Below are 23,983 nucleotides of genomic sequence, written 5' to 3' on the forward strand. Positions count from 1 at the left end.
CTGTAGACAGACCATGCGGTACAGGCTGGAGAGCCGATGACCGCAAACGGTGAAAGCGCCCCGGGGTCGCCCTGGAGTGATCTGCAGAACTCCCGGTGATCCGGGGCGCAGCATCTGCCATTCACCGTTTTCCAAATACTCATGCGACCGCGCCACCGGCATGGCGCCGCCGTCATTTCCCCATCAGCTCCTCCTCGACGCGCATCCCGCCGACGACGCCCAGCGACTTCAGCTTGCGGTGCAGGGCCGAGCGTTCCATGCCGACGAATTGCGCCGTGCGGCTGATATTGCCGCCGAAGCGGTTGATCTGCGCCAGCAGGTATTCCCGCTCGAAGAGCTCGCGCGCCTCGCGCAGCGCCAGGCTGGTGATCTGCGGGCCAAGCGCCAGGGCCTCGCCGGTGCTGGCGCCGCCGTTCTGGGTTTCCAGCTCGGCGGGCTGGATCGGCCCGGTGCCGTCGCCCAGGATCAGCACCCGCTCGATCACGTTGCGCAGCTGGCGGATATTGCCCGGCCAGTTCATCGCCTGCAGCGCCGCGCAGGTTTCCTCGGGCAGGGCGCGCAGCGGCAGGCCCTGGCCGGCATGGAAGCTCTCGATGAAATGTTCGGCCAGCATCGGGATGTCGTCGCGGCGGTCGGCCAGCGACGGCACCGGCACCGGCACCACGTTCAGCCGGTCGTAGAGCTCCTGGCGGAAGCGGCCGGCGGCGATCTCGGCCGCGAGGTCGCGGTTGGTCGAGGAAATCACCCGCAGGTCGACCCGCACCTTGTCGGTGCCGCCCGCGCGCTGGAACTGCTGCTCGGTCAGCACCCGCAGGATCTTGGGCTGGGTGCCCAGCGGCATGTCCGCCACCTCGTCGAAATAGATCACCCCGCCATGCGCCTGCTCCAGCAGCCCCGGCTCGATGCCGCGCTCGGGGGTCTCGCGGCCGAAGAGCACCTCCTCCATATGGTCGGGCTCGATGGTGGCGCAGGGCACGGTGACGAAGGGCTCGCGCGCCCGCGGGCTGTGGGCGTGGACATAGCGCGCGGCGATCTCCTTGCCCGCCCCCGGCTCGCCGGTCAGCATCACCCTGCCGTTCGATTTCGCCACCTTGTCGAGCTGTTCGCGCAGCCGGCGGAAGGGCGCGGAATTGCCCAGCATCTCGGAGGCCCGCGCCTCGCCGCGCTTGAGCGTCGAGTTCTCGCGCCGCAGCCGCGCCGTCTCCATGGCGCGGCGGATCACCACCAGCAGTTGGTCGATGTTGAAGGGCTTCTCGATGAAGTCGTAGGCGCCCTGCTTGATCGCCGCCACCGCGATCTCGATATTGCCGTGGCCCGAGATGATGACCACCGGCACGTCGGGATTGTTGCGCTTGACCTGCTTGAGGATGTCGATCCCGTCCATCTTGCTGTCCTTGAGCCAGATGTCGAGGATCATCAGCGCCGGCTCGGCCGCGTTCAGCTCGGCCACCGCCTGGTCGGAATTGGCGGCGAGGCGGGTCGAGAAGCCCTCGTCGCGCAGGATGTCGGAAATCAGCTCGCGGATGTCCCGCTCGTCATCGACAATCAGAATATCGCTCATTTGAATGTTTCCTGCTCGTGTTTGTGGCGGCGCGCGGACAGGCGCACCGGCTGGCGCTCGCGCGGCAGGCGGATCTCGGCCATGGCGCCGCGTCCTTCGGGGGCGTCGGTCAGCATCAGGCTGCCGCCGTGTTCCTCGACGATCTTCTTGACGATCGGCAGGCCGAGCCCGGTGCCGCCGGGTTTCATGGTGACATAGGGTTCGAAGAGCCGGGTGCGGTCCTGGGGCAGGCCCGGGCCGTTGTCGGTGATGCGGATGGTCACCGCATCGGGGGCCACGCGCAGCATGACCCGGACCTGCGGCTGCCAGCCCTCGGGCGGGTCGGCGCGCAGCTCGTCCAGCGCCTCGCCGGCGTTCTTCAGCAGGTTGGTGAAGACCTGCCGCATCATGCCGGCATCGGCATCGACGATCACCGGCTCGTCGGGGATATCCGAGACGAGAGCGCCCTGAAGCGCGTCGCGCTGCATCAGCTCGGCATCGCGCAGGAGCTTGGCGATGTCGGTTTCCTTGCGGTCGGGTTCCGGCATGCGGGCGAAGCGGCTGAACTCGTCGACGATGCGGCGCAGGTCGTTGGTCTGGCGGATGATGACCTCGGTATATTGCTCCAGGGCCTCGCGCTCCTCGCCGGCGATGGGGCCGAACTTGCGCTTCAGCCGCTCGGCCGAAAGCTGGATCGGGGTCAGCGGGTTCTTGATCTCATGCGCGACGCGGCGGGCGACGTCGCCCCAGGCCGCCATGCGCTGCGCCGACACGAGGTCGGTCACGTCGTCCAGCGCCACGACATAGCCTTCCAGCCCCCCGGCGGCGCCGCGGCGGATCGCCATGCGCACCAGCAGGCTTTCGACGCGGCCCTCGCGGGTCAGGCGGATCTCGTCCTGCACCGATTCGTTGACCGATTGCGACAGGCGCTCGAACAGCGGCGCGAATTCCGGCACCGCCTCGGACAGCAGCCGGTCATGCGCCGTCGCCGGATCGAGGCCCAGGAGCCGCGCCGCCGAACGGTTCAGGAAGTCGATCTCTCCCGCCGCATCGAGGCCGATCACCCCGGCGGTGACCGAAGAGAGCACGGAATCGAACAGCCGGCGCTGGTCGTCGGCGGCGCGGTAGCTCTCCACCAGCTCCTGGCGCTGCTGCTTCAATTGCCGGGTCATGCGGTTGAAGCTTTCGCCCAGGGTCTGGATCTCGTCGCCGGTGTCGGGGGCGGGGATCTGGAAGTCCAGATTGCCCTCGCCCACCTGTTCGGAGGCCTCGGCCAGCCGGCCGATGGGCCGCGACAGCCGGTCGGCGAACCACAGGCCCAGCCACATCGCCGCCGCCACCAGCAAGAGCGCAAAGCCCAGATAGAGCAGCGAGAACTCGAACAGCACCCGGCCGCGCTCCTGCTCCAGCCGCTGGTATTCGCCGACGGTCTGGCGGGTGTCGTCCAGAAGGCCCAGCAGGCTGCCGTCCACGTCGCGGGTGACGTAGAGATAGCGGTCGGCCAGCGGCGCCAGCGGCACCAGGGCGCGGAACTCGTTGTTCTGCCAGTCCTCGATCAGCACCAGCCCGCGGGTCGCCGCCTCGTCGAACTGGGCGGGGCCGGGCTGTTCATACCAGAACTGATAGCTGCGCTCGCCCCGGGCGCGGATGGTGCCGCGGCCGTCGATGATATAGGCCTCGCGCAGCCCGCGCTGGATCAGCGCCTGAAACTGGCCCAGCAGCAGCCGCAGCTCGCCGTCGTCCAGCATCGGGTTGCGCCGCGCCTCTTGCGTCAGCGCCCCGGCCAGCAGCTTGGCGTCATTGGTCAGGTCGCGGCGATGTTCGTCCTGATAGGCCTCGGCGGCCGCCAGCGAGGTCGAGACCACCTGCTGCACGCGGTTGGAGAACCAGCCCTCCAGGCCGATATTCACCGTCAGGCCGGCGAACAGCGCCACCAGCACTGTCGGCACCAGCGCGATGGTGGCGAAGACCCCCACCAGCCGCATGTGCAGCCGCGAGCCCGCCGCCGACTTGCGCCGCGCCGCGACGATCTGCGCCATGCGCGCCACGACAAGCCCGGTCAGCACGATCAGGTAGAGCAGATCGGCCAGCAGCACCAGCCGCAGCAGCGAACCGCCCGAAACGGCATTGGCGAAGGGCCCCATCACCGCGAAGGTCAGCCCCGCCAGCGCCGGACCCAGCAGCACCAGGCCAAGGGTCGCCGCATTGCGATAGAGCCGCAGGCGCCGCAACCGTGCGACGCGTTCCCATGTGCCCCTGGACAGCGTTCCCGCCACCTTGCCCGTCCTCACGGTTTCGCCGCTGTGTCCGCGGCCGTTCTGTGGCCGTTCAGCGACTCTCGCAAGGCCATCTGTGGCCGTTTTACATCAGTTTGCGCCGCCGTGTCACCTCGATATTCAGGTCGGTCAGTTTCTTGCGCAGCGTATTGCGGTTGATGCCCAGAAGATCGGCACAACGCAGCTGGTTTCCGCCGGTGGCGTCCAGCGCGATCTCCAGAAGCGGCTTTTCGATCTCGCGCAGGATGCGGTCGTAAAGGCCGGGCGGCGGCAGGTCGTCGCCATGCAGGTCGAAATAGCGTTGCAGGTGCATTTCCACCGATTGCGCCAGCCGCATGTTCGCGGGCTCGCCCAGCGGATTGGCCGAAGCGGCCGCTGGGCCGGCGGCGGTCGCGGCTGCCGGCCGGGCGGCGGGCGCCGCCGCCGGGGCGGGCGGCACGATCGGGCTCGACTCGGCCAGCGCGGCGGCGGCCTCGGCCTCGGTGATCTCGGCCGCGGCGGCGGTCAGGGCCAGGCGGCGCATCAGGTTTTCCAGCTCGCGCACGTTGCCCGGGAAGGGATAGGCGCGGATGAGCGCCGTCGCGCCTTCGGACAGGCTGCGCTGCGGCAGGCCCTGGGCGGCGGCGCGGGCCAGCAGGTGCCGGGCCAGCGGCGGGATGTCGTCCACCCGCGCCCGCAGCGGCGGCACCGTCACCGTCACCCCCGCCAGCCGGTAATACAGGTCCGCCCGCAGCCGGCCCGAGGCCACGTCGGCCTGCGGGTCGGGCCCGGTGGTCGAGACCAGGCGCGGCATCAGGTTGCGGCCGGGCCCGACCTCCCAGGCCTCGATCATGCCGATCAGCCGGGCCTGGGCGGCCGTGTCGAAGCCGGCCGGATCCTCGATCAGCAGCGTGCCGCCCTGCGCGCGCTCGGCGGCGCTGTGGATCGTCTCCTCGGACAGGTCGGCCGAGGTCAGCACCACGAAGCCCGCCTCGCGCCGGTCGGAAAGATCGTGGAACGAGCGCGCGACCACGGTCTTGCCCACCCCGGCCTCGCCCGCGATCATCACCGGCAGGTCGGCGTTGAGCACCCGCGCCACCATGCGGAACAGGTTCTGCATGGCCGGAGCATGGCCGATCAGCGGCAGGGCCGGATCGGCGCCGGATTCCGGCGCCGCGGCCGGGGCCGGGGCCGAAGCCGCCGCGGCCGGCTCGGACCTGCGCACGCGCGACAGCGCCTGCCCGGCCCGGGTCATCAGGTCGGGCAGGTCGAAGGGCTTGGGCAGATAGTCGAAGGCCGCCGCCTCGGTGGCGCGGATGGCGGTGACGATGGTGTTCTGGGCCGAGATCACGATCACCGGCAGGTCCGGCCGCGCCTTGCGGATCGCCGGGATCATGTCGATGCCGTTGCCGTCGGGCATCATCACGTCGGTGATGACCAGATCGCCCCGGCCCTCCTCGACCCAGCGCAGCAACTGCGCCAGCGAGCCGGTGGCATGGACCCGGCAGCCGGCGCGGGTCAGGGCCTGGGTCAGCACCGTGCGGATGGTGCGGTCGTCGTCGGCGATCAGAACGGTGCCGTCCATGGGAAAACCTCAGGCTTTGGGCAGTGAAATGCGGAAAACGGTGCGACCGGGGCGGGATTCCAGCGCGATCCAGGCGCCATGGTCGGTGATGATCTTGGACACTAGCGCAAGGCCGAGGCCGGTGCCGTTCTCGCGCCCCGAGACGAAGGGCTCGAAGACCTCGTCCAGGATGGCGTCCGGAATGCCGGGGCCGTCGTCCTCGATCTCGATCTGCAGGGGCAGGCTGCGGCCCTGCGGCTCGGCCTCGGTCGGGGCCAGGCGCAGGGTGCCGTCGTAGAAGCTGCGCAGGCGGATGCTGCCGCCCTGCCCCGCCCGGCCGATGGCCTCGGCGGCGTTCTTGACCAGGTTCAGGCAGACCTGCACCAGCTGGTCGGCATCGACCAGCGCCGGCGGCAGCGAGGGGTCGTAATCGGGCACGATGCGCAACCCCTTGCCGAAGCCCACCGCGGCCGAGCGGCGCACCCGCTCCAGCACGTCGTGGATGTTCACCGCCGCCAGCCGCGGCGCCGAGGTGTCGCCGAAGCGTTCCACCTGGTCCAGCAATTCGACGATGCGGCGCGATTCCGCGACGATCAGGTCGGCAAGGTCGCGGTCCTCGGCCTTGAGGTTCATGCCGATCAGCTGCGCCGCGCCGCGGATGCCGGCCAGCGGGTTCTTGATCTCATGCGCCAGCATCTCGGCCATGCCGATGGCCGAGCGCGCGGCCGAGCGCGCCGCCTGCCCCTGCCCCAGCCGGCCGCCGCCATCGGCGGGCGCCAGCAGGATGACGGTGCCGCCCTCGGGGCTGGGGGCCTGGCCGGCATGGACGGTGGCGATGCGGTCGGTATGCCCGCCCGAGCGGTCGCCGATCTCGAAGCGCACCCCGGCGCGGTTCAGCGCCTCGTGCCCCTCGCGCATGCGCTCCAGGATCGCGCCCAGCCGCGGCACGATGCGCAGCCGCTTGCGCATCTCGGGCCCCTCCAGCGCCTGTCCCAGCGACGAGCGGCAGGAGATGTTCAGGAAAGCCTCGGCCAGGTCGTTCATCGCCGCGATGCGGCCCCGCGCGTCCAGGATGATCGCGGGCAGGGGAAGCGCCGACCAGTTCGGCCCGACCTCTGCCGGGACGAAGCCGCCGCCGGCTTCCATCTCGGGATCGGGCAGCATGTCGGACCTGGCCCGGGCTGTCATGAAGGCACCTCGGTCGCCTGGGCGTTGGCATGGACGGCATCGGCCAGCGCGGCATCGGCATCGCCGAAACCGGCGCGGATCGCGGCCAGCGCCGCCTCGGGCGTGGGCGCGCGCAGAAGCTCGGCGCGGTTCGGGGCGCCGTTCGCCTCGGCATACCAGCCCAGATGCTTGCGGGCGACGCGCAGGCCCAGCTCGCGCCCGTAAAGCGACAGGATGTCGTCGTAATGCTCGGCCACCGCCTCGGCCAGCGCCGCGCCTTGCGGCACCAGCGGCGCGGGCGTGTTCCACAATTCATGCGCGATCTGCGCCAGCTTCCAGGGCGCGCCCTGGGCGCCGCGGCCGACCATGACCGCATCGGCCCCCGATTGGCGCAGGGCGGCGCGGGCGCTGGCCGCGTCCACCACATCGCCATTGGCGACCAGCGGCGGCCGGCCCGGCAGGTTCGCCACCGCCCGGATCGCCGCCCAGTCGGCGCTGCCGGTATAGAACTGCGCCCGGGTGCGGCCGTGCACGGTCAGCATCCTGACCCCCGCCCCGGCGGCGCGGGCGGCCAGCTCGGGCGCGTTCAGGCAATCCGCGTCCCAGCCCAGCCGCATCTTCAGCGTCACCGGCAGGCCGGGCACGGCGGCGACCACCGCCTCGACCAGCCCCAGCGCATGGTCGAGGTCGCGCATCAGCGCCGCGCCCGACAGCCCGCCGGTGACCTTCTTGGCCGGGCAGCCCATGTTGATGTCGACGATCCGCGCGCCCATGCCGGCGACGATTCGCGCGGTTTCCGCCATGGCCCCCGCCTCGCGCCCGGCGATCTGGACCGAGACCGGCAGCGCGCCCTCGGTCAGCGCCTTGGCGCGCACCGCGGCGCGGGTCGAGGGGCGCGGCGTCACCATCTCGGTCGAGGCGACCATCTCGCTGACCATCAGCCCGGCCCCGCCATGGCGGGCCACGGCGCGGCGGAAGGGCAGGTCGGTGATCCCGGCCATGGGCGCCAGGAAGACCGGCGGGCCGAGCCGCGTGGTGCCGAGGGTGATGGGTTCGGGCAATGTCATGGGAGAACTCGTATGCCAGCCGGCGGGAATGCGAAAGAATGCGGCGCATGCCCGGTCGGCAGGCGGTCCTGCCGTGGCGGGTTTTGCCGGTTTTTCGTGCTTGCTGCCTAAATAGGGGGCAGGCGCCGTTTCGTCAAATGTCGCGGAGCTTCAGGCCGGCTGTCGCAACCGCTCTGGCTTGCCGGCGGGTCCGCGGCTAGGCTTGCCGCGCCAGCCTGGGAGTCCGCGATGTTTCTTTCCGTCTTCGACATATTCAAGATCGGAGTCGGCCCGTCCTCGTCCCACACCATGGGGCCGATGGTGGCCGGAGGCCGCTTTCTGGACGCGCTGCGCGGGCAGCCGTTCCGCGCCCACGGGCTGCGCGCCAGCCTGCATGGCAGCCTGGCCTTTACCGGCAAGGGCCATGCCACCGACCGCGCCACCATCCTGGGCCTGGCGGGATTCCTGCCCGAAACCATGGATGCCGAGGCCGCAGAGGCGGCGCTGGAGAAGAACCGCGAGACGAAGGTCCTCTCGCCCCGGGGGCTGGGCGATCTGGCCTTCGACCCGGCGCGCGACCTGATCTTCGACTATGACCGCGCCCTGCCCGGCCATGCCAACGGCATGGTGCTGATGGCGACCGACGCGCAGGGCGACGTGATCTTCCGCGAGGTCTATTACTCGATCGGCGGCGGTTTCGTGATGACCGAGGCCGAGCTGGCGGCGCGCGGCGACGACACCCGCACCGATGCCTCGCCCAAGGTGCCCTTCCCCTTCGCCTCGGCCGCCGAGATGCTGGAAATGGCCGAAAAATCGGGCAAGTCCATCGCCCAGATGAAGCGCGAGAACGAGCGGGTCTTTCGCAGCGATGCCGAGATTTCCGCCGGCATCCGCCGCATCTGGCAGGTGATGCGCGACTGCATGGACCGGGGCCTGGAGGCGCGCGGCATCCTGCCCGGCGGCTTGTCGATCCGCCGCCGCGCTGCCGGCATCCGCGAGGCCCTGCGGGCCGAGGCCGGCATGAACCTGACCGCGCCGCATGTCATCAACGACTGGATGTCGATGTATGCCATGGCGGTGAACGAGGAGAACGCCGCCGGCGGCCAGGTGGTGACGGCGCCGACGAACGGCGCGGCGGGCGTGGTGCCGGCGGTGATCCGCTACTGGCTGGACCACGTTCCGGGCGCCTCCGAGCGCCAGCTGGACGAATTCCTGCTGACCGCCGCCGCCATCGGCGGGCTGATCAAGCACAATGCCAGCATCTCGGGCGCGGAATGCGGCTGCCAGGCCGAGGTCGGCTCGGCCTCGGCCATGGCGGCGGCGGGGATCTGCGCCGCGATGGGCGGCACCGTCACCCAGGTCGAGAACGCCGCCGAGATCGCGCTGGAGCATCACCTGGGCATGACCTGCGACCCGGTGAAGGGGCTGGTGCAGGTGCCCTGCATCGAGCGGAACGGCCTGGGCGCCATCAAGGCGGTCTCGGCGGCCAGCCTGGCGCTGCGCGGCGACGGCCAGCATTTCGTGCCGCTGGACGCCGCCATCGAGACCATGCGCCAGACCGGCCGCGACATGAGCGACAAATACAAGGAGACCTCGCTGGGCGGTCTGGCCGTCAACGTGCCGAACTGCTGAGCCGCGTGCGAAGAATCGCGCAAAACCCGGCTGTGGTGGCCCGCGGGGCCTGTCTGTGCTTGCCCAAGTCCCGGGCTTCCTGTAGCCAATCTGCATAAGCAAAACCCATGGAACCGGGACAGAGCAGATGAAATTCCGTTCGGCATTCGCCGTCCTCTCGATGACTGTGGCCCTTGCCGCCTGCGGCGACCTGCCCTTCCAGAAATCCGACGAGCCCGAGGCGCAGGGCCATTCCGGCCCGCCCAGCGTCTCGCCGCTGGAGCAGCCGATCGAGACCGGCAGCGAGGGCAAGCCCGTCGCCACCGCCGAGGCCAGCACCCTCAACACCGCCATGTTCCGCGCCGCCGGCGCCGGCTGGACCGTGACCGCGGACGACAAGATCGCCGTCTACGAGCGGCCGGGCGCGCGCTCGGTCGGCGTCACCGTGCGCCGCATGGTCTATGGCCGCGGCGTCGAGTTCATCGGCTCGATGAACGGCACGGTCTTCGCGCTGAACATCCAGGCGGCGGAATGCCGGGCGGGCGACCAGAAGACGCCCTTCACCGCGCGGCTGCGCGTCGGAAGCCAGCGGCTGAGCGGCTGCGCGGCGCCCACCGACAGCATGCCCAAGCCGCAGGTCCGCGCCTCTTCGGCGGCGCCGAAGCCCAAGGCCCAGCCGAAGCCGGCGGCGCCGGCGGCGAAACCCGCCGCGACCGAAGCTGAAACCCCGGCGACGGCACCGGCAGCGACCCCCGAGACGGGCCCGGCCACCGACACGCCCGCCACCACGACGCCCGCCACCCCGGCACCGGCAGCCACGGCGCCCGAGACCATGCCGCCGGCCCCGACGACGAGCCCGGCCGCGCCCGCCGAGACGCCGGCCACCGAGACCCCGGCCACCGGCGCGGGCGCAAGCGAGACCCCCGCGGCGAGCCCCTCGACCCCGCCGGCGGCGGAAGCCCCGGCAGCCAGCGGCGGCGGGTCGGACGCGGCCAGCGGCGTTCCCGCTCCGGCGCTGATCCTGCCCGAGCCGCCCGCCCCCAGCGAATAAGCCGAAAGATCCGGGCGCCGCGCGGACAGGCTCCGCGCGGCGCCGGCCCACCCGCCGCCCCCGCTGCGGGCCACGACCTGAAAGGACCCGCCGATGCGCGCCCATTCGATCCCTACCCGCCGCCTGCTGGCCTCGACCGTGCCGGTGGCGCTTCTTCTGGGTCTCGGCACCAGCCCGGCCCATGCCGATCCGCTGATCGGCAGCCATTTCAACAGCTACGGCCTGCCGGGCGGCATCGACACCCCCAGCGCCGAGGTCCTGCCCGACGCCACGCTGGGCGCCACGCTGTCCTATTCCGACCTGGCGCGGCGCAACACCATGGTGTTCCAGGCCCTGCCCCGGCTGACCGTCGCGCTGCGCTATTCGCGGGTGGAAAGCACGCGCGAGGCGCGCGGCTATATCTGGGACCGCAGCTTCGACCTGCGCTATCAGTTCCTGGACGAGGACCCGCAGGGCTGGCGTCCGGCGGTGGCCGTCGGCCTGCAGGACTTCATGGGCACCGGCATCTACAGCGCCGAATACCTGGTGGCCACCAAGACGCTGACCCCGCGCCTGCGCGTCAGCGCCGGCCTGGGCTGGGGCCGGCTGGCCAGCACCGGCGGGATCGGCAGCCTTGGCGACCGCCCCGCCCCCGACGAGGGCGAGGGCGGCAAGCCCAATATCGACCAGTGGTTCCGCGGCGAGATGGCGCCCTTCGTCAGCGCCAGCTGGCAGGCCACCGACAAGCTGACGCTCACCGCGGAATATTCCGGCGACGACTATGCCTGCGAGACCGGCGATGCCGAGAATTGCCGCCGCCCGATCTGGCTGGACGACAAGGACGCGCTGAAGAACCAGCTGAACCTGGGCTTCACCTATCAGCTGGGCGAGCATTACCAGCTGGGCGGCTATGCCCTGGGCGGCAAGCAATTCGGGGTGCAGTTCAGCGTGGCGATGAACGCCCGGCAGGCGCCCTATCCCTCGGGGCTGGAAAAGGCCCCGGCCCCGGTCAGGCCGCGCCCGGCGCGGCAGGCCGATCCCGACGGCTGGTCGGGGGCCTGGTCGGCCGATCCGACCGCGCAGCCGGCGATCCAGAAGGCGCTGGGGGATGCCCTGGCCAAGGAAGGCCAGGTGCTGGAGAGCATGGCGCTGGACGCCAACCGGGCCGAGGTCCGCATCCGCAACAACCGCTATATCCAGCAGGCCGAGGCCATCGGCCGCACGGCGCGGCTGATGAGCCGCGCCCTGCCGCCCTCGGTCGAGACGCTGGTGATCACCTCCTCCGAGGACGGGCTGCCGACCTCTTCGGTGGTGCTGCGCCGCTCGGATGTCGAGCGGCTGGAGAATACCGAGGCCGGGCAGATCGCCAATGCCGCGCAGCTGAGGGACGCCGACCCGCGCCCCGGCAACCTGGTGATGACCCCGGGCCTGTTCCCGCGCTTTAGCTGGGGCCTGAAGCCCTATCTGTCGACCTCGCTCTTCGATCCGGACGATCCGCTCCGCTACGAGATCGGCGCCGAGCTGTCCGGGGAATACGAGCTGACCCCGGGCCTGGTGCTGGCCGGATCGGTGCGCCAGCGCGTGCTGGGCACCACCAGGCAGGAAGCGCCGGGCGGCATGACCCCCGAGGAATACGAGGCGCTGGACAGCGATTACGACGAGAACGGCGTGCCGCGCGTGCGCTCGGACGGCCGGATGTATTCGGGCAACAAGAGCCCCTGGGTCTCCAGCCTGACGCTGGCCTGGTATGCCAAGCCGACCGAAACGGTCTATTCCCGCCTGACCGTGGGCCTGCTGGAGCGCGCCTATGGCGGCGTCTCGGGCGAGGTGCTGTGGTGGCCGGCCAATTCGCCGCTGGCCATCGGCGCCGAGATCAACCGGGTGAGGAAGCGCGATTTCCGCGACACCTTCGCCTTCCGCGACTACGAGACCACGACCGGCCATGTCTCGGCCTATTACGAATTCGGCAACGGCATCACCGCGCAGCTGGATGTCGGCAAGTATCTGGCCGGCGACAAGGGCGCCACGCTGACGCTCAGCCGCGAATTCGCCAATGGCTGGCGGATCGGCGGCTGGGTCACCAAGACCGACATGAGCACCGAGGATTTCGGCGAAGGCTCGTTCGACAAGGGCGTCTCGATCTCGATCCCGCTGGGCTGGGGCACCGGCGATCCCTCGCTGCGCCGCATCGGCGGCGACATCCGCTCGCTGTCGCGCGACGGCGGCTCGCGCCTGCGCGTCGGCGGCAGGCTTTACGACAAGGTCCGCGACAGCCACTCGGGCCAGCTTTACCAGGGTTGGGGGAGGTTCTGGCGATGACCCGGACGAAACGGATACTGCTGGGCGGCCTGCTGCTGGGCGCGCTGGCCGCCTGCGGCAACCAGAGCAACAACGATTCGGTCTTCGGCAAGCTGGCCCAGGCCGCCCGGCAGAGCGTGGCGCAGCGCAATGCCGAGCCCGCCCCGGCCCCCGACCCCTCGGCCATGGCGGCCGAGGCGCTGCGGGTCAATCCCGGCCCGCTGATCCTGGTCGGGCTGGAAAGCGCCGGCAGCACCCAGGTCATGGCCATGACCGGCGAGAATGCCGGCCGCCGCACCTACATGACCAAGAACGAGCAGGCGCTGATCCTGCGCAACGGCATGCTGGCCGGCACGCGCGGGCTGGGCAACGACCTCTCGGTGGCCGAGATGTCCGGCTCGGCCGCGCTGGTTCTGGCCGGCCGCAGCGGCGAGGCCCGGCGGGTGATGCGCTACTGGACCGGAGACGGGCTGGAGCGGCCGCTGCCCCTGGATTGCCGGGTCGGCCCCGGTCCCAAGCCCGGGGTGATGGTGGAACGCTGCCAGGGCTTCGGCCTGACCTTCGAGAACAGCTATCTGGTGCAGGGCGGACGCGCCACGGTTTCGCGCCAATGGATCGGGCCGGCGCTCGGCTATGTGACGATCCAGGAATTGCGGCCCTGACGCGGGCCGCAAGCCGCAAGCCCGAACCGCAGAGGCCCGCCACGCGCGGGCCTTTTCCTTTGCGGCGCTAAAAGGCGGAAGGCCGAGGCCGGAGCCTCTTCAGGACTGGCGCCGCAGCCTGAACCGGCCCCGCAGTTGCAGCCGAGCGCGTGGCCGCAGCCGGGGATCGCGATCCCGGCCCGCTGGCCGGCGCGCGCGGGCCTTTTCATTTGCCCCGATGCGGAGGAATGCCGAAGCCGGAGCTTCAGGGCTCGCGGCCGGGGTCTGGAACCGGCGCTGCAACCACCGCCGAGAGGCGTGGCCGGGGCCGGCACCAGCCGGGGCCGGCGCATGAAAAAAGGGCTGACCCGAAAGGCCAGCCCTTTTATCGACGACTGTCGAACCGAAATTATTCGGCCGGGGTCGAGTCATCATCATCGTCATCATCCGACGCGATGGCGGCGATGACACCCAGCAGCAGCAGGGCCGGAACGACGAGGCCGGCATTGGTCGAAGCGGGTTTTTCGTCCACGACAACCGGCTCGACTTCGACGACCGGGGCAACATAGCCACCGGCGAGAGCGGTCGAGGCCGACAGGCCAAGGGCCAGGGCGAAGGTAGCGAATTTGGTCATGATCATGCTCCGTTCAGTACTTTGACGGCTGCCGATTCCGGCAACATCGCTGCGACAGTCGCATAATCCCAAGGACTTGGAAAGCGGTCTTGATCGGGAAAACATGCGCGTCACAGGCAACTGTTGCATATTAGCCAACACCCCTGGCGCTAGGCGGGATGCTGCCGCCGGACCGGCGGAAACCCGCGGGTTTCCGCCAGCGGCAAAATGCAGGTCATTTCCTGCAAAGCACTAAAGTAACGGCATAAATCGTCGCAGAAATCGCCACGATCGAGGGGCCGGCCGGCGTGTCCAGCCACAGGCTGGCCCAAAGCCCGCCCAGCACGGCCACCGCGCCGATGGCGGTGGCGGAACCCGCCATCTGCTCGGGCGTTGCCGAGAATCCGCGCGCCGCCGCGGCCGGCACGATCAGCATGGCCGAGATCAGCAGCGCGCCCACGATGCGAATCGCGATCGCCACCACCAGCGCCAGCGCCAGCGACAGGATCAGCCGCTCGCGCGCCGGGTCGATTCCCGCCGCCATGGCCAGCTCCTCGTTGACCGAGGCGGTCACCAGCCGCTGCCAGCGCCAGACCAGCAGGCCGAGGACCAGCCCGGCGCCGCCCCAGATCCAGGCCAGGTCGGCGCGGGTCACCGCCAGGATGTCGCCGAACAGGAAGGCGTCCAGCCCCACGCGCAGCGAAGGCACGAAGCTGACCGCCACCAGCCCCAGCGCCAGCGCGCTATGCGCCAGCACCCCCAGCACCGTGTCCATGGACTGGCCGCGCCCGGCCAGCTGCGCGACGATCAGCGCCATGGCGACGGCCACCGCCAGCGTGCCCAGATAGATCGGAAGCGAGAAGACGAAGCTCAGCGCCACGCCCAGGATCGCGGCATGCGCGGTCGAATCGCCGAAATAGGCCATGCGGCGCCAGACCACGAAGGACCCCAGCGCCCCGGTCGCCAGAACCAGGCCAAGCCCCGCCAGCACGGCGCGGGTCAGGAAATCGTCAAGCATGGGGCCTCAATGCGGATGGGCGCAGGCCGGGCCGTGATGGTGGCCCTCTGCGACATGGTCGTGGTCGTGATCGTGGTGATGCTGGTAAAGCGCCAGCGTGCCCTGCGATTCCGCGCCGAACATGGCGCGATAGGCGGGGGCGGCGCTGACCGCCTGCGGCGTGCCCTCGCAGCAGACATGGCCGTTGAGGCACACCACCCGGTCCGAGGCGCGCATGACCACCAGGAGGTCGTGGCTGACCATCAGCACGGCGGCGCGGGTCTCGGCCCGGACCTCTTCGATCAGCTTGTAGAAGGCGACGATGCCGGGCTGGTCCAGGCCCTGCGTCGGCTCGTCCAGCACCAGCAGCTGCGGGTCGCTGAGCAGGGCGCGGGCCAGAAGCACGCGCTGGAACTGCCCGCCCGACAGCTGGGTGATCTGCCGCCTTTCCAGCCCCGGCACGCCGGTCCGCTCCAGCGCCGCGGCGGCCTGGGCATCGCCCACCCGGCGCGGCAGGGACAGGAAGCGGCGCACGGTCATCGGCATGGCGCGCTCGATATGCACGCGCTGCGGGACATAGCCGATGCGCAGCCCCGGCGCCCGCTCGACCCGGCCCGAGGCCAGCGCGACATGGCCCAGAAGCGCCCGCACCAGCGTCGACTTGCCCGAGCCGTTCGGACCGACCACGGTGACGATCTCGGCCGGGCGGATCTGGAAATCGACATGGCTCAGCACCGGCAGGTCGCCGCCATGGCTGACCGACAGGTCGGCCGCGCGGATCAGCGCCGTCACAGGCCGGCCTCGGTGCAGCGGGCGCAAAGGCCCAGCAGCTCGACGGTGCTGCGCTCGATGCGGAAGCCCGAGGCGGCGGCAAGCCGGTCCAGCGCCGCGCGCAGCTCGGGCGCGTCGGCCTCGGCCACCTGCTCGCAGCCGCGGCAGATCAGGAAGGCGGGGGAATGGTCGCGCTCGGCCGACAGGCAGGCGGCATAGGCGTTCAGCCGCTGCACGCGATGCGCAAGCCCCTGCTCCACCAGGAAGTCCAGCGCGCGATAGGCGACCGGGGGCTGCTTGCCGAACCCTTCGGCCGACAGCCGCTCCAGCACCTCGTAGGCGCCCATGGCACGATGCGATTCCAGCAGGATCTCCAGCGCGCGGCGGCGCACCGGGGTCAGGCGCACGCCCTCGGCCTTGGCCTGGTCCTCGGCGCGGCGCAGCACGGCGGCGGCACAATGGGCATGGTCGTGCTCGTGGAACGGGTCGGGCGCGGCTTCGGGGTCGGACATGATGTTATATCGTTACATTTCTGCTTGACGGGTTACGATATAACATAAATAACCTGGGCGTTTCTGCAAGCGAGACCGCCATGAACCGATATTCTTTCCTTGTCCTTGCCGCCGCGCTTGGCGCGGACGCCCTGCCCGCCCGGGCCGAGGTGCCGCGCGTGGTGACCGACATCGCCGTCACCGCCTCGCTCGTCCAGCAGGTGATGGGCGATCTGGGCCAGCCCGAGATCCTGCTGCAACCCGGCGGCGATCCGCACAGCTATCAGCTGCGCCCCAGCCAGGCCCGCAGCCTGCAGGAGGCGGGGCTGCTGGTCTGGGTCGGGCCCCAGCTGACCCCCTGGCTGCAACGGGCGACGACCAGCCTTGGCGCGCCGGACGAGGTCGTGACCCTGCTGGACCTGCCCGGCACGCATCGCCGCGACTATGGCGGCGGCGCGGACGACCACGACCACGACCACGACCACGACCACGACCACGACCACGACCACGACGATGGCGGCGCCGATCATGCCGGGGCGCAAGACGATCACGGCCATGACCACAGCGGCACCGATCCGCATGCCTGGCTGGACCCGGCCAATGGCCGGGCCTGGCTGGACGCCATCGCCGAAGCCCTGTCCCGCCGCGACCCGCAGAATGCCGCCACCTATGCCGCCAACGCCGCCCGGGCGGCCGAGGAGATCGCCGCGCTGGATGCCGAGCTCAAGCTCCGGCTGGCCCTGGCCAAGGGCCGGCGATTCGTGGTCTTCCACGACGCCTATGGCTATTTCACCGCGCATTACGGGCTTGAGCCGGCCATCGCCGTCAGCCTGGGCGATGCCTCCACCCCTTCGGCGGCGCGGCTCAAGGCGATTCGCGACGAGATCGCCGAAAAGGACGCCATCTGCGCCTTTCCCGAGGCGAATCACGACCCGAGGCTGATCGCCGCCGTCACCGAGGGCAGCGCCGCCCGGCAGGGCGCGCCACTGGACCCCGAGGGCAGCGGCTCGGCCCCCGGACCGCGGCTCTATGCCGAGATCCTGCGCGGCATGGGCGAGGCGCTGGCGGACTGCCTGACGGACGGTTGAAGGGCCGGGTGAAACGACACGAGCAAACCGGCAAGGCGGGCGCAAGGCCCGCCTTTTCTCTTTCATAACCGGCGGTTATCCGCGCGCAAAATTCCCGACTATTTTCCTTTGACATCCCTTAGGAAATTTGTCAGGTTACAATCACCGCGACAGAAACGAGGAACTGGACATGACCGCGACCCGCCCCGCCGAATTCACGCGTCCCGGCGTGACCGCCCTGCAGCGCCTTCCCGAATACGATGCCGAAATGCTGACCGCTGGCGGCAACCAGGCGCTGATCGTCCTGGGCGATCAGGTCTACAACCTGCGCATCACCCGCGCCGGCAAGCTTATCCTGACCAAGTGAAAAGCGAGGCGCGGCCCGGCCGGTCCGCATGAGGCCGGCGCGAGGCAGCCGCACCGGATGATCGCCGGAAGGCGGCAGAGCGCGCCGCGCATCGCATCGCCCCAAGGCCGCGCATTGCGCCCTCTGCCCCGAAACGGCGCGATCAGCCGCGCCGCGGGCCTTTTCCCTCTGGTCGCGCTCCCTTCCCGGGGGCGCGACTGGTTTTTGCAGGCCCCGGCCTCGCGCCGGGTTTCGCGCCGGGCTTGAAGGAACGGCCGGGCTTGCTCTCGCCCCGGGGCTTGAAACCGCCCTCGGGCTTGTCGCCGCGCGGCTTGAAGCTGCGCCCGCCCTCGGCGGCTTTCGCGCCGCCCTTGAAGCCGGGCTTGCCGCCGCGCGGCGGCCGGTCGCCGTCGCGCCGCGCCTCGTCGCGCGGTCCCTTGCCGAAGGGCTTGCGCGCGCCCTCGCGGGCCGGCTTGCCCTCGCTATCCGCACGCCGCGCGAAGGGTTTGCGATCACCATCCTCACGCTTGGCGAAGGGACGCGCACCGTCTTCACGCCTGGCGAAGGGCTTGCGGTCGCCCTCGGCACGCCTGGCGAAGGGTTTGCGATCCCCCTCCTCGCGGCGGACAAAGGGCTTGCGGTCGCCCTCTTCGCGCCGCGCGAAGGGCTTGCGATCCCCTTCGGCGCGCGGCTTGCGCGGCCGGGCATCGCCCTCGGCCGGCCTGGCGGCGCCCCGCTCCCGGAAGCTGCGCGGCTTTTCCTCAGTCTCGCCGGTCAACAGCCCGCCCAGCTGGTCGCGCAGCACCTTGCGCTTGACCTCGCGCACCTCGTTCTCCTCCAGCCCGGTCAGCTTGAAGGGGCCGTAGCCGATGCGGATCAGCCGGTTCACGATCAGCCCGACATGGGCCATGGCACGGCGGATCTCGCGGTTGCGACCCTCGCGGATGCCGACGGTCAGCCAGGCATTGGCGCCCTGCTGGCTGTCGAGGCTGATCTCCATCGGCGCGAAATCCTCGCCGTCGATGGTGACGCCGCGGCGCAAGGGCGCGAAGGTCAGGTCGTTGGGCTGGCCGTTCACCCGCACGCGATAGCGGCGCAGCCAGCCGGTGGTCGGCAGTTCCAGCCGGCGCTTGAGCTCGCCGTCATTGGTCAGCAGCAGCAGCCCCTCGGAATTCAGGTCCAGCCGGCCCACGGTCATCACCCGCGGCAGGTCGCGCGGCAGGGCGTCGAACACCGTCTGCCGGCCCTTCTCGTCCGAGGTCGAGGTGACGAGGCCCAGGGGCTTGTAATAGAGCCACAGCCGCGTCTCCTGCGGCTCGTCCAGCGGCTTGCCGTCGACGCGGATCCTGTCGGCGGGGGTCACGTCCAGCGCCGGGCTGTCGATCTTCTTGCCGTTCACCGTCACCCGGCCTTCCAGGATCATGCGCTCGGCCTCGCGGCGCGAGGCGACGCCGGCGCGGGCCATCACCTTGGCGATGCGGTCGGCCTGCGGATTCGGGGCGGTTTCGGGGCTGTCTTCGGTCATGGCGATCTCCTGCGCATCGCTGCGGTGGCAAAGTCGGCAATCTACGGGCACGGCGGCGGAAAGGAAAGTGCGGAGTGGGGCTTTGCCCCCCTCGTCGCTGCGCTCCTCACCCCCCAGGATATTTGTGCAAGAAAGAAGCCGGGGCCGGAGGGGAGACGGCAGCCCTGACTTCTTTCTTGCATAAATATCCATTCTTGCGGGACGCGGCGCGGCGGGCCAGAAGGGGGCATGACATTCGCCTCTTGCATGCCCGCGGCCCTGGACGAAGCCCGCACCGCCGCCCGGCGCGGCGAGGTGCCGGTCGGCGCGGTGCTGGTGGGCGCGGACGGGACCGTGCTGGCCCGCGCCGGCAACCGCACCCGCGAGATGCGCGACCCCACCGCCCATGCCGAGATCCTGGCGATCCGCGCCGCCTGCGCCGCCCTTGGGTCGGAACGGCTGCCGGGCGCGCGGCTCTGGGTGACGCTGGAACCCTGCCCGATGTGCGCCGCCGCCATTTCCGCGGCGCGGATCGCGGTGCTCTATTACGGTGCCGATGACCCGCGCATGGGCGGCGTGCGCCATGGCGCGCGGGTCTTCGACCATCCGCAATGCCACCACCGGCCAGAGATCGTGGACGGCATTTCGGCAGAAGAATCGCGCCGGCTGCTGCAAGAATTCTTTCGCGAACGCCGGTGAAATGAGAAAACCCGCGTCATGAAAACGTCGCGAAGGGTGCTTGCGCTGCACCGCAGCATGGATAGGATGCCCGCCGGGCGAACATGGGGGGACTGATGTTCCGAAAGATTCTTATTGCGAACCGTGGCGAGATTGCGATCCGCGTGATGCGGGCGGCGAACGAGCTTGGGAAGAAGACGGTGGCGGTCTATGCCGAGGAAGACAAGCTGAGCCTGCACCGCTTCAAGGCGGACGAGGCTTACCGCATCGGCGGCGGCCTGGGGCCGGTGGCGGCCTATCTGTCCATCCCCGAGATCATCCGCGTCGCGAAGGAATCCGGCGCCGATGCCATCCATCCGGGCTATGGGCTTCTGTCCGAGAACCCCGATTTCGTCGATGCCTGCACCGCGGCGGGGATCGCCTTCATCGGGCCGAGCGCCGACACCATGCGGGCGCTCGGCGACAAGGCCTCGGCGCGGCGCGTGGCGATCCAGGCCGGCGTGCCGGTGATCCCGGCCACCGAGGTGCTGGGCGAGGACATGGAGGCGATCAAGGCCGAGGCCGCCGAGATCGGCTATCCGCTGATGCTCAAGGCCAGCTGGGGCGGCGGCGGGCGCGGCATGCGGCCGATCATGGGCCCCGAGGAGCTGCCCGAGAAGGTGCGCGAGGGCCGGCGCGAGGCCGAGGCCGCCTTCGGCAACGGCGAGGGCTACCTGGAAAAGATGATCCTGCGCGCCCGCCATGTCGAGGTGCAGCTGCTGGGCGACGGTCATGGCGGGCTCTACCATCTTTATGAACGCGACTGCACCGTGCAGCGCCGCAACCAGAAGGTGGTCGAGCGCGCCCCGGCGCCCTACCTGACCCCCGAACAGCGCGCCGAGGTCTGCGAGCTGGCGCTGAGGATCGGCCGCGCCGTCGGCTACCGCAACGCCGGCACCGTCGAATTCCTGATGGATATGGACAGCCAGCAGTTCTACTTCATCGAGGTGAACCCGCGCGTCCAGGTCGAGCATACCGTGACCGAGGAAGTCACCGGCATCGACATCGTGCAAAGCCAGATCCTGATCGCCGAGGGCGCGACGCTGGCCGAGGCCACCGGCGTCGCCGCGCAGTCCGACGTGCATCTGAACGGCCACGCGCTGCAATGCCGGGTCACGACCGAGGATCCGCTGAACAACTTCATCCCCGATTACGGCCGCATCACCGCCTATCGCTCGGCCACCGGCAACGGCATCCGGCTCGACGGCGGCACCGCCTATTCCGGCGGCGTCATCACCCGCTATTACGATTCTCTGCTGGTCAAGGTCACGGCCCATGCCCAGACGCCCGAGAAGGCCATCGCGCGGATGGACCGGGCGCTGCGCGAGTTCCGGGTGCGCGGCGTGGCGACGAATATCGAATTCGTCATCAACCTGCTGAAGCACCCGACCTTCCTCGACGACAGCTATACGACCAAGTTCATCGACACCACGCCGGACCTGTTCGCGTTCCGCAAGCGCCGCGACCGGGCGACGAAGCTCCTGGTCTATATCGCCGACATCACCGTGAACGGCCATCCCGAGACCGCCGGCCGCCCGCTGCCGCCGGCCGAGGCGCGCATCCCGGTGCCGCCGCCCGCCAAGGCCGAGCCGGCGCCGGGGACAAGGCAGCTTCTGGAGGAACAGGGGGCGAAAGCCGTCGCCGACTGGATGCTGGACCAGAAGCGGCTGCTGATCACCGACACCTCGATGCGCGACGGCCACCAGAGCTTGCTCGCGACGCGGATGCGGTCCATCGACATGATCCGGGTGGCGCCGGCCTATGCCGCGAACCTGCCCGGGCTCTTCTCGGTCGAATGCTGGGGCGGCGCGACCTTCGACGTCGCCTATCGCTTCCTGCAGGAATGCCCCTGGCAGCGGCTGCGCGACATCCGCGCCCGCATGCCCAACCTGATGACGCAGATGCTGCTGCGGGCTTCGAACGGCGTCGGCTACACCAACTATCCCGACAACGTGGTGCAGGAATTCGTCCGCCAGGCAGCAAAGACCGGGGTCGACGTGTTCCGGGTCTTCGACAGCCTGAACTGGGTCGAGAACATGCGCGTCGCCATGGATGCGGTGATCGAGAGCGGCAAGATCTGCGAGGGCACGATCTGCTATACCGGCGACCTGCTCGATCCGGCGCGCGCGAAATACGACCTGCAATACTATCTGAAGATGGCGCGCGAGCTTCGCGACGCCGGCGCGCATGTGCTGGGGCTGAAGGACATGGCCGGCCTGCTGAAGCCTGCCTCGGCCTCGATTCTGGTCCGCGCGCTGAAGGAGGAGATCGGCCTGCCGGTGCATTTCCACACCCATGACACCGGCGGCATTGCCGGCGCCTCGATCCTGGCCGCGGCCGAGGCCGGGGTGGATGCGGTGGACTGCGCCATGGACGCCTTTTCCGGCAATACCTCGCAGCCCTGCCTGGGCTCGGTGGTCGAGGCGCTGCGCCACACCGATCGCGACACCGGGCTGGACATCGAGGCGATCCGCCGGATCTCGAACTACTGGGAGGCGGTGCGCGAGCAATATGCCGCCTTCGAGAGCGGGTTGCAGGCCCCGGCCTCGGAGGTCTGGCTGCACGAGATGCCCGGCGGCCAGTTCACCAATCTCAAGGCCCAGGCGCGCTCGCTCGGCCTTGAGGACCGCTGGCACGAGGTCGCCCAAGCCTATGCCGAAGTGAACCGGATGTTCGGCGACATCGTCAAGGTCACGCCCAGCTCCAAGGTGGTGGGCGACATGGCGCTGATGATGGTGGCGCAGGGGCTGACCCGGGCGCAGGTCGAGGATCCGAATGTCGAGGTCTCCTTCCCCGATTCGGTCGTCGACATGATGAAGGGCAACCTGGGCCAGCCGCCCGGGGGCTGGCCCGCGGCGCTGCAGAAGAAGGTCCTGAAGGGCGAGGCGCCGCTGACCGCCCGCCCCGGCGCGGCGATGCCGCCGGTGGATATCGAGGCCACCCGCGCCGACCTGATCCGCCAGCTAGAAGGCAAGGCGGTCGATGACGAGGACCTGAACGGCTATCTGATGTATCCCAAGGTCTTCCTCGACTACATGGGCCGGCACCGGCAATACGGGCCGGTGCGGACGCTGCCGACGCGGACCTTCTTCTACGGCATGGAGCCGGGCGAGGAGATCGAGGCCGAGATCGACCCCGGCAAGACGCTGGAGATCCGCCTGCAGACCGTGGGCGAGACCGACGAGAAGGGCGAGGTGAAGGTGTTCTTCGAACTCAATGGCCAGCCGCGGGTGATCCGGGTGCCGAACCGTCTGGTGAAATCGCAGACCGCCGCCCGTCCCAAGGCCGACCCCGCGAACGAGGGCCATCTCGGCGCGCCGATGCCCGGCGTCGTCGCCTCGGTCGCGGTCACGCAAGGCCAGAAGGTCAATCCCGGCGACCTGCTGCTGACCATCGAGGCGATGAAGATGGAAACCGGCATCCATGCCGACAAGCCAGGCGTGGTGAAAGCCCTCCACGTCAGGCCGGGAGAGCAGATCGACGCAAAAGACCTCATGGTCGAGATGGAGTGACGACAGGGGCGCCCAAGGGCGCCCCTTCCCGTCGCGAGCCGGCCGGAGAACGAAACTCCGCCCGGCGGCTGGCCAGACGAGCCGCAGGACCGAAGCGGGCCGGTCTAACCGTGGGTTTGTCGGTAGATTTTACCGAACATGTCCCAGTCCTGCTGCACCCGCCTCTCGAAATCCTCGCCCTGCAGAAGCACGGTTTTCAGGCGCATGTCGGCAAGCCGCTGCTGAAGATTCTCGTTTTCGAGAATCCTGGCGAAGGCCTCTTCGAGCTGGACGACAATTTCCGCCGGAATCCCGGCGGGGGCATGCAATCCGTTCCAAAACATCAGATCGTCCAGCCCTTCGATGCCCAACTCCCTGGAACTCGGCACATCCGGCAGAAAGGCCGACCGTTCGGCCCCGAATGTGCAAAGAGCGCCCAGGCTGTCCTCCTTCAGATAGGGTTCAGCCGAGGCCTCCGCGGCGACCGTCATGTTCACCCGGTCGGCCAGCAGGTCCGTCATGATCGGACCCGTCCCCGCATATTGGGCGGTGATGATCTGCGAACCGACCGCGCGCTGGAACTGAGAACGGCGGTGAGAAATTCGTCCACGGTAGCGGTGGCTTGGTGCTGCTGCGGGCGGCGTAAAAGTCGTCCACCTATTCCCTTTCTGCGGCGGCAGGGAGGGCGTGAGGATTTACAGCGTGGACCTATATCTGAGAGTTCGCCAGGCTTGCGCGGAAGGCATGAGCCAGCGGGAAGCGGCGCGGGTGTTCAACATCTCGCGTGACACGGTTGCGAAGATGATGACCTTCTCGGTGCCACCGGGCTACCGA

20 protein-coding genes are annotated in these 23,983 nt (G+C 69.8%); 9 read left to right on the forward strand and 11 right to left on the reverse strand.

What is annotated here, in order from left to right; all coding sequences use genetic code 11:
* Positions 1-172: 172 nt before the first annotated feature.
* From PARJ55_RS0106285 to dusB, 5 genes are all read right to left on the reverse strand, one after another.
* Complete coding sequence (locus tag PARJ55_RS0106285; RefSeq protein WP_028712252.1) at positions 173-1,561, reverse strand: sigma-54 dependent transcriptional regulator; 1,389 nt, start codon at positions 1,559-1,561, stop codon at positions 173-175.
* The gene (locus PARJ55_RS0106290; RefSeq protein WP_028712253.1) at positions 1,558-3,816 is read right to left on the reverse strand and encodes a PAS domain-containing sensor histidine kinase; all 2,259 of its coding nucleotides are present in this window, start codon (positions 3,814-3,816) and stop codon (positions 1,558-1,560) included. Before PARJ55_RS0106290 ends, PARJ55_RS0106285 begins: the two co-directional genes overlap by 4 nt.
* Positions 3,817-3,901: 85 nt before the next feature.
* A complete protein-coding gene (locus tag PARJ55_RS0106295) occupies positions 3,902-5,380 on the reverse strand; it encodes a sigma-54 dependent transcriptional regulator (protein ID WP_028712254.1) in 1,479 nt (492 codons plus the stop codon).
* Positions 5,381-5,389: 9 nt separating this feature from the next.
* Positions 5,390-6,547, reverse strand: a complete 1,158-nt coding sequence (locus PARJ55_RS0106300) for a nitrogen regulation protein NR(II) (RefSeq protein ID WP_036697727.1) — start codon at positions 6,545-6,547, stop codon at positions 5,390-5,392.
* On the reverse strand, positions 6,544-7,593 hold the full coding sequence (gene dusB / locus PARJ55_RS0106305) for a tRNA dihydrouridine synthase DusB (protein WP_028712256.1): 1,050 nt from the start codon (positions 7,591-7,593) through the stop codon (positions 6,544-6,546). Before dusB ends, PARJ55_RS0106300 begins: the two co-directional genes overlap by 4 nt.
* Before the next feature lie 228 nt (positions 7,594-7,821).
* Between dusB and PARJ55_RS0106310 the strand changes: the two genes are divergently transcribed.
* The 4 genes from PARJ55_RS0106310 to PARJ55_RS0106325 all read left to right on the forward strand — a co-directional run bounded on the left by PARJ55_RS0106310 (position 7,822) and on the right by PARJ55_RS0106325 (position 13,173).
* The gene (locus PARJ55_RS0106310; RefSeq protein WP_028712257.1) at positions 7,822-9,204 is read left to right on the forward strand and encodes an L-serine ammonia-lyase; all 1,383 of its coding nucleotides are present in this window, start codon (positions 7,822-7,824) and stop codon (positions 9,202-9,204) included.
* Between the two features lie 127 nt (positions 9,205-9,331).
* Entirely contained in the window at positions 9,332-10,234 is a 903-nt protein-coding gene (locus tag PARJ55_RS22945) for a hypothetical protein (RefSeq protein ID WP_028712258.1), read from the forward strand.
* A 93-nt stretch (positions 10,235-10,327) separates the two neighbouring features.
* Positions 10,328-12,532 (forward strand): YjbH domain-containing protein, encoded by a 2,205-nt coding sequence (locus tag PARJ55_RS0106320; RefSeq protein ID WP_028712259.1) that lies wholly within the window; start codon positions 10,328-10,330, stop codon positions 12,530-12,532.
* The gene (locus PARJ55_RS0106325; RefSeq protein WP_036697730.1) at positions 12,529-13,173 is read left to right on the forward strand and encodes a YjbF family lipoprotein; all 645 of its coding nucleotides are present in this window, start codon (positions 12,529-12,531) and stop codon (positions 13,171-13,173) included. Before PARJ55_RS0106320 ends, PARJ55_RS0106325 begins: the two co-directional genes overlap by 4 nt.
* Before the next feature lie 388 nt (positions 13,174-13,561).
* On the opposite strand, the gene PARJ55_RS0106330 is transcribed toward PARJ55_RS0106325, so the two are convergent.
* The 4 genes from PARJ55_RS0106330 to PARJ55_RS0106345 form a co-directional block, all read right to left on the reverse strand.
* Entirely contained in the window at positions 13,562-13,786 is a 225-nt protein-coding gene (locus PARJ55_RS0106330) for a hypothetical protein (RefSeq protein WP_371255972.1), read from the reverse strand.
* A gap of 214 nt (positions 13,787-14,000) precedes the next feature.
* On the reverse strand, positions 14,001-14,783 hold the full coding sequence (locus PARJ55_RS0106335) for an iron chelate uptake ABC transporter family permease subunit (RefSeq protein ID WP_028712262.1): 783 nt from the start codon (positions 14,781-14,783) through the stop codon (positions 14,001-14,003).
* A gap of 6 nt (positions 14,784-14,789) precedes the next feature.
* On the reverse strand, positions 14,790-15,554 hold the full coding sequence (locus PARJ55_RS0106340) for a metal ABC transporter ATP-binding protein (protein WP_028712263.1): 765 nt from the start codon (positions 15,552-15,554) through the stop codon (positions 14,790-14,792).
* Positions 15,551-16,045, reverse strand: a complete 495-nt coding sequence (locus PARJ55_RS0106345) for a Fur family transcriptional regulator (RefSeq protein WP_028712264.1) — start codon at positions 16,043-16,045, stop codon at positions 15,551-15,553. The genes PARJ55_RS0106340 and PARJ55_RS0106345 overlap by 4 nt, the downstream gene beginning before the upstream one ends.
* Positions 16,046-16,125: 80 nt before the next feature.
* Between PARJ55_RS0106345 and PARJ55_RS0106350 the strand changes: the two genes are divergently transcribed.
* Both PARJ55_RS0106350 and hemP read left to right on the forward strand, forming a co-directional pair.
* Positions 16,126-17,112, forward strand: coding sequence for a zinc ABC transporter substrate-binding protein (locus tag PARJ55_RS0106350; protein ID WP_028712265.1), 987 nt, complete (start codon positions 16,126-16,128; stop codon positions 17,110-17,112).
* Between the two features lie 169 nt (positions 17,113-17,281).
* Positions 17,282-17,458, forward strand: a complete 177-nt coding sequence (gene hemP, locus PARJ55_RS23260) for a hemin uptake protein HemP (protein WP_084637789.1) — start codon at positions 17,282-17,284, stop codon at positions 17,456-17,458.
* Positions 17,459-17,600: 142 nt separating this feature from the next.
* Here the strand turns inward: hemP and PARJ55_RS0106360 are convergent, their stop codons facing one another.
* Positions 17,601-18,962: a pseudouridine synthase gene (locus tag PARJ55_RS0106360; protein WP_028712266.1), complete on the reverse strand. Its 1,362-nt coding sequence runs from the start codon at positions 18,960-18,962 to the stop codon at positions 17,601-17,603.
* A gap of 228 nt (positions 18,963-19,190) precedes the next feature.
* On the opposite strand from PARJ55_RS0106360, the gene PARJ55_RS0106365 reads away from it, so the two are divergent.
* Both PARJ55_RS0106365 and PARJ55_RS0106370 read left to right on the forward strand, forming a co-directional pair.
* Positions 19,191-19,640 carry a nucleoside deaminase gene (locus PARJ55_RS0106365; protein WP_028712267.1) on the forward strand — a complete coding sequence of 150 codons (450 nt, stop codon included), beginning with the start codon at positions 19,191-19,193 and terminating at the stop codon, positions 19,638-19,640.
* Positions 19,641-19,735: 95 nt separating this feature from the next.
* Positions 19,736-23,170, forward strand: a complete 3,435-nt coding sequence (locus PARJ55_RS0106370) for a pyruvate carboxylase (protein ID WP_028712268.1) — start codon at positions 19,736-19,738, stop codon at positions 23,168-23,170.
* Between the two features lie 104 nt (positions 23,171-23,274).
* Here the strand turns inward: PARJ55_RS0106370 and PARJ55_RS0106375 are convergent, their stop codons facing one another.
* Positions 23,275-23,844, reverse strand: a complete 570-nt coding sequence (locus tag PARJ55_RS0106375; protein WP_084637790.1) for a tripartite tricarboxylate transporter substrate-binding protein — start codon at positions 23,842-23,844, stop codon at positions 23,275-23,277.
* A 7-nt stretch (positions 23,845-23,851) separates the two neighbouring features.
* Here PARJ55_RS0106375 and PARJ55_RS23265 point away from each other — a divergent pair.
* Positions 23,852-23,983: helix-turn-helix domain-containing protein (locus PARJ55_RS23265; protein ID WP_156929434.1), on the forward strand; the 132-nt coding region annotated here is incomplete at its 3' end.

It is taken from the genome of Paracoccus sp. J55 (genome assembly GCF_000513975.1).
Taxonomy (GTDB): Bacteria; Pseudomonadota; Alphaproteobacteria; order Rhodobacterales; family Rhodobacteraceae; genus Paracoccus.

Bases quoted from the DNA above. Each gene is read 5' to 3' on its own strand.
- PARJ55_RS0106285 (WP_028712252.1), bottom strand. From the start codon at position 1,561: ATGAGCGATATTCTGATTGTCGATGACGAGCGGGACATCCGCGAGCTG.
- PARJ55_RS0106295 (WP_028712254.1), bottom strand. From the start codon at position 5,380: ATGGACGGCACCGTTCTGATCGCCGACGACGACCGCACCATCCGCACG.
- PARJ55_RS0106300 (WP_036697727.1), bottom strand. From the start codon at position 6,547: ATGACAGCCCGGGCCAGGTCCGACATGCTGCCCGATCCCGAGATGGAA.
- dusB (WP_028712256.1), bottom strand. From the start codon at position 7,593: ATGACATTGCCCGAACCCATCACCCTCGGCACCACGCGGCTCGGCCCG.
- PARJ55_RS0106310 (WP_028712257.1), top strand. From the start codon at position 7,822: ATGTTTCTTTCCGTCTTCGACATATTCAAGATCGGAGTCGGCCCGTCC.
- PARJ55_RS22945 (WP_028712258.1), top strand. From the start codon at position 9,332: ATGAAATTCCGTTCGGCATTCGCCGTCCTCTCGATGACTGTGGCCCTT.
- PARJ55_RS0106320 (WP_028712259.1), top strand. From the start codon at position 10,328: ATGCGCGCCCATTCGATCCCTACCCGCCGCCTGCTGGCCTCGACCGTG.
- PARJ55_RS0106325 (WP_036697730.1), top strand. From the start codon at position 12,529: ATGACCCGGACGAAACGGATACTGCTGGGCGGCCTGCTGCTGGGCGCG.
- PARJ55_RS0106330 (WP_371255972.1), bottom strand. From the start codon at position 13,786: ATGACCAAATTCGCTACCTTCGCCCTGGCCCTTGGCCTGTCGGCCTCG.
- PARJ55_RS0106335 (WP_028712262.1), bottom strand. From the start codon at position 14,783: ATGCTTGACGATTTCCTGACCCGCGCCGTGCTGGCGGGGCTTGGCCTG.
- PARJ55_RS0106345 (WP_028712264.1), bottom strand. From the start codon at position 16,045: ATGTCCGACCCCGAAGCCGCGCCCGACCCGTTCCACGAGCACGACCAT.
- PARJ55_RS0106350 (WP_028712265.1), top strand. From the start codon at position 16,126: ATGAACCGATATTCTTTCCTTGTCCTTGCCGCCGCGCTTGGCGCGGAC.
- hemP (WP_084637789.1), top strand. From the start codon at position 17,282: ATGACCGCGACCCGCCCCGCCGAATTCACGCGTCCCGGCGTGACCGCC.
- PARJ55_RS0106360 (WP_028712266.1), bottom strand. From the start codon at position 18,962: ATGACCGAAGACAGCCCCGAAACCGCCCCGAATCCGCAGGCCGACCGC.
- PARJ55_RS0106365 (WP_028712267.1), top strand. From the start codon at position 19,191: ATGACATTCGCCTCTTGCATGCCCGCGGCCCTGGACGAAGCCCGCACC.
- PARJ55_RS0106370 (WP_028712268.1), top strand. From the start codon at position 19,736: ATGTTCCGAAAGATTCTTATTGCGAACCGTGGCGAGATTGCGATCCGC.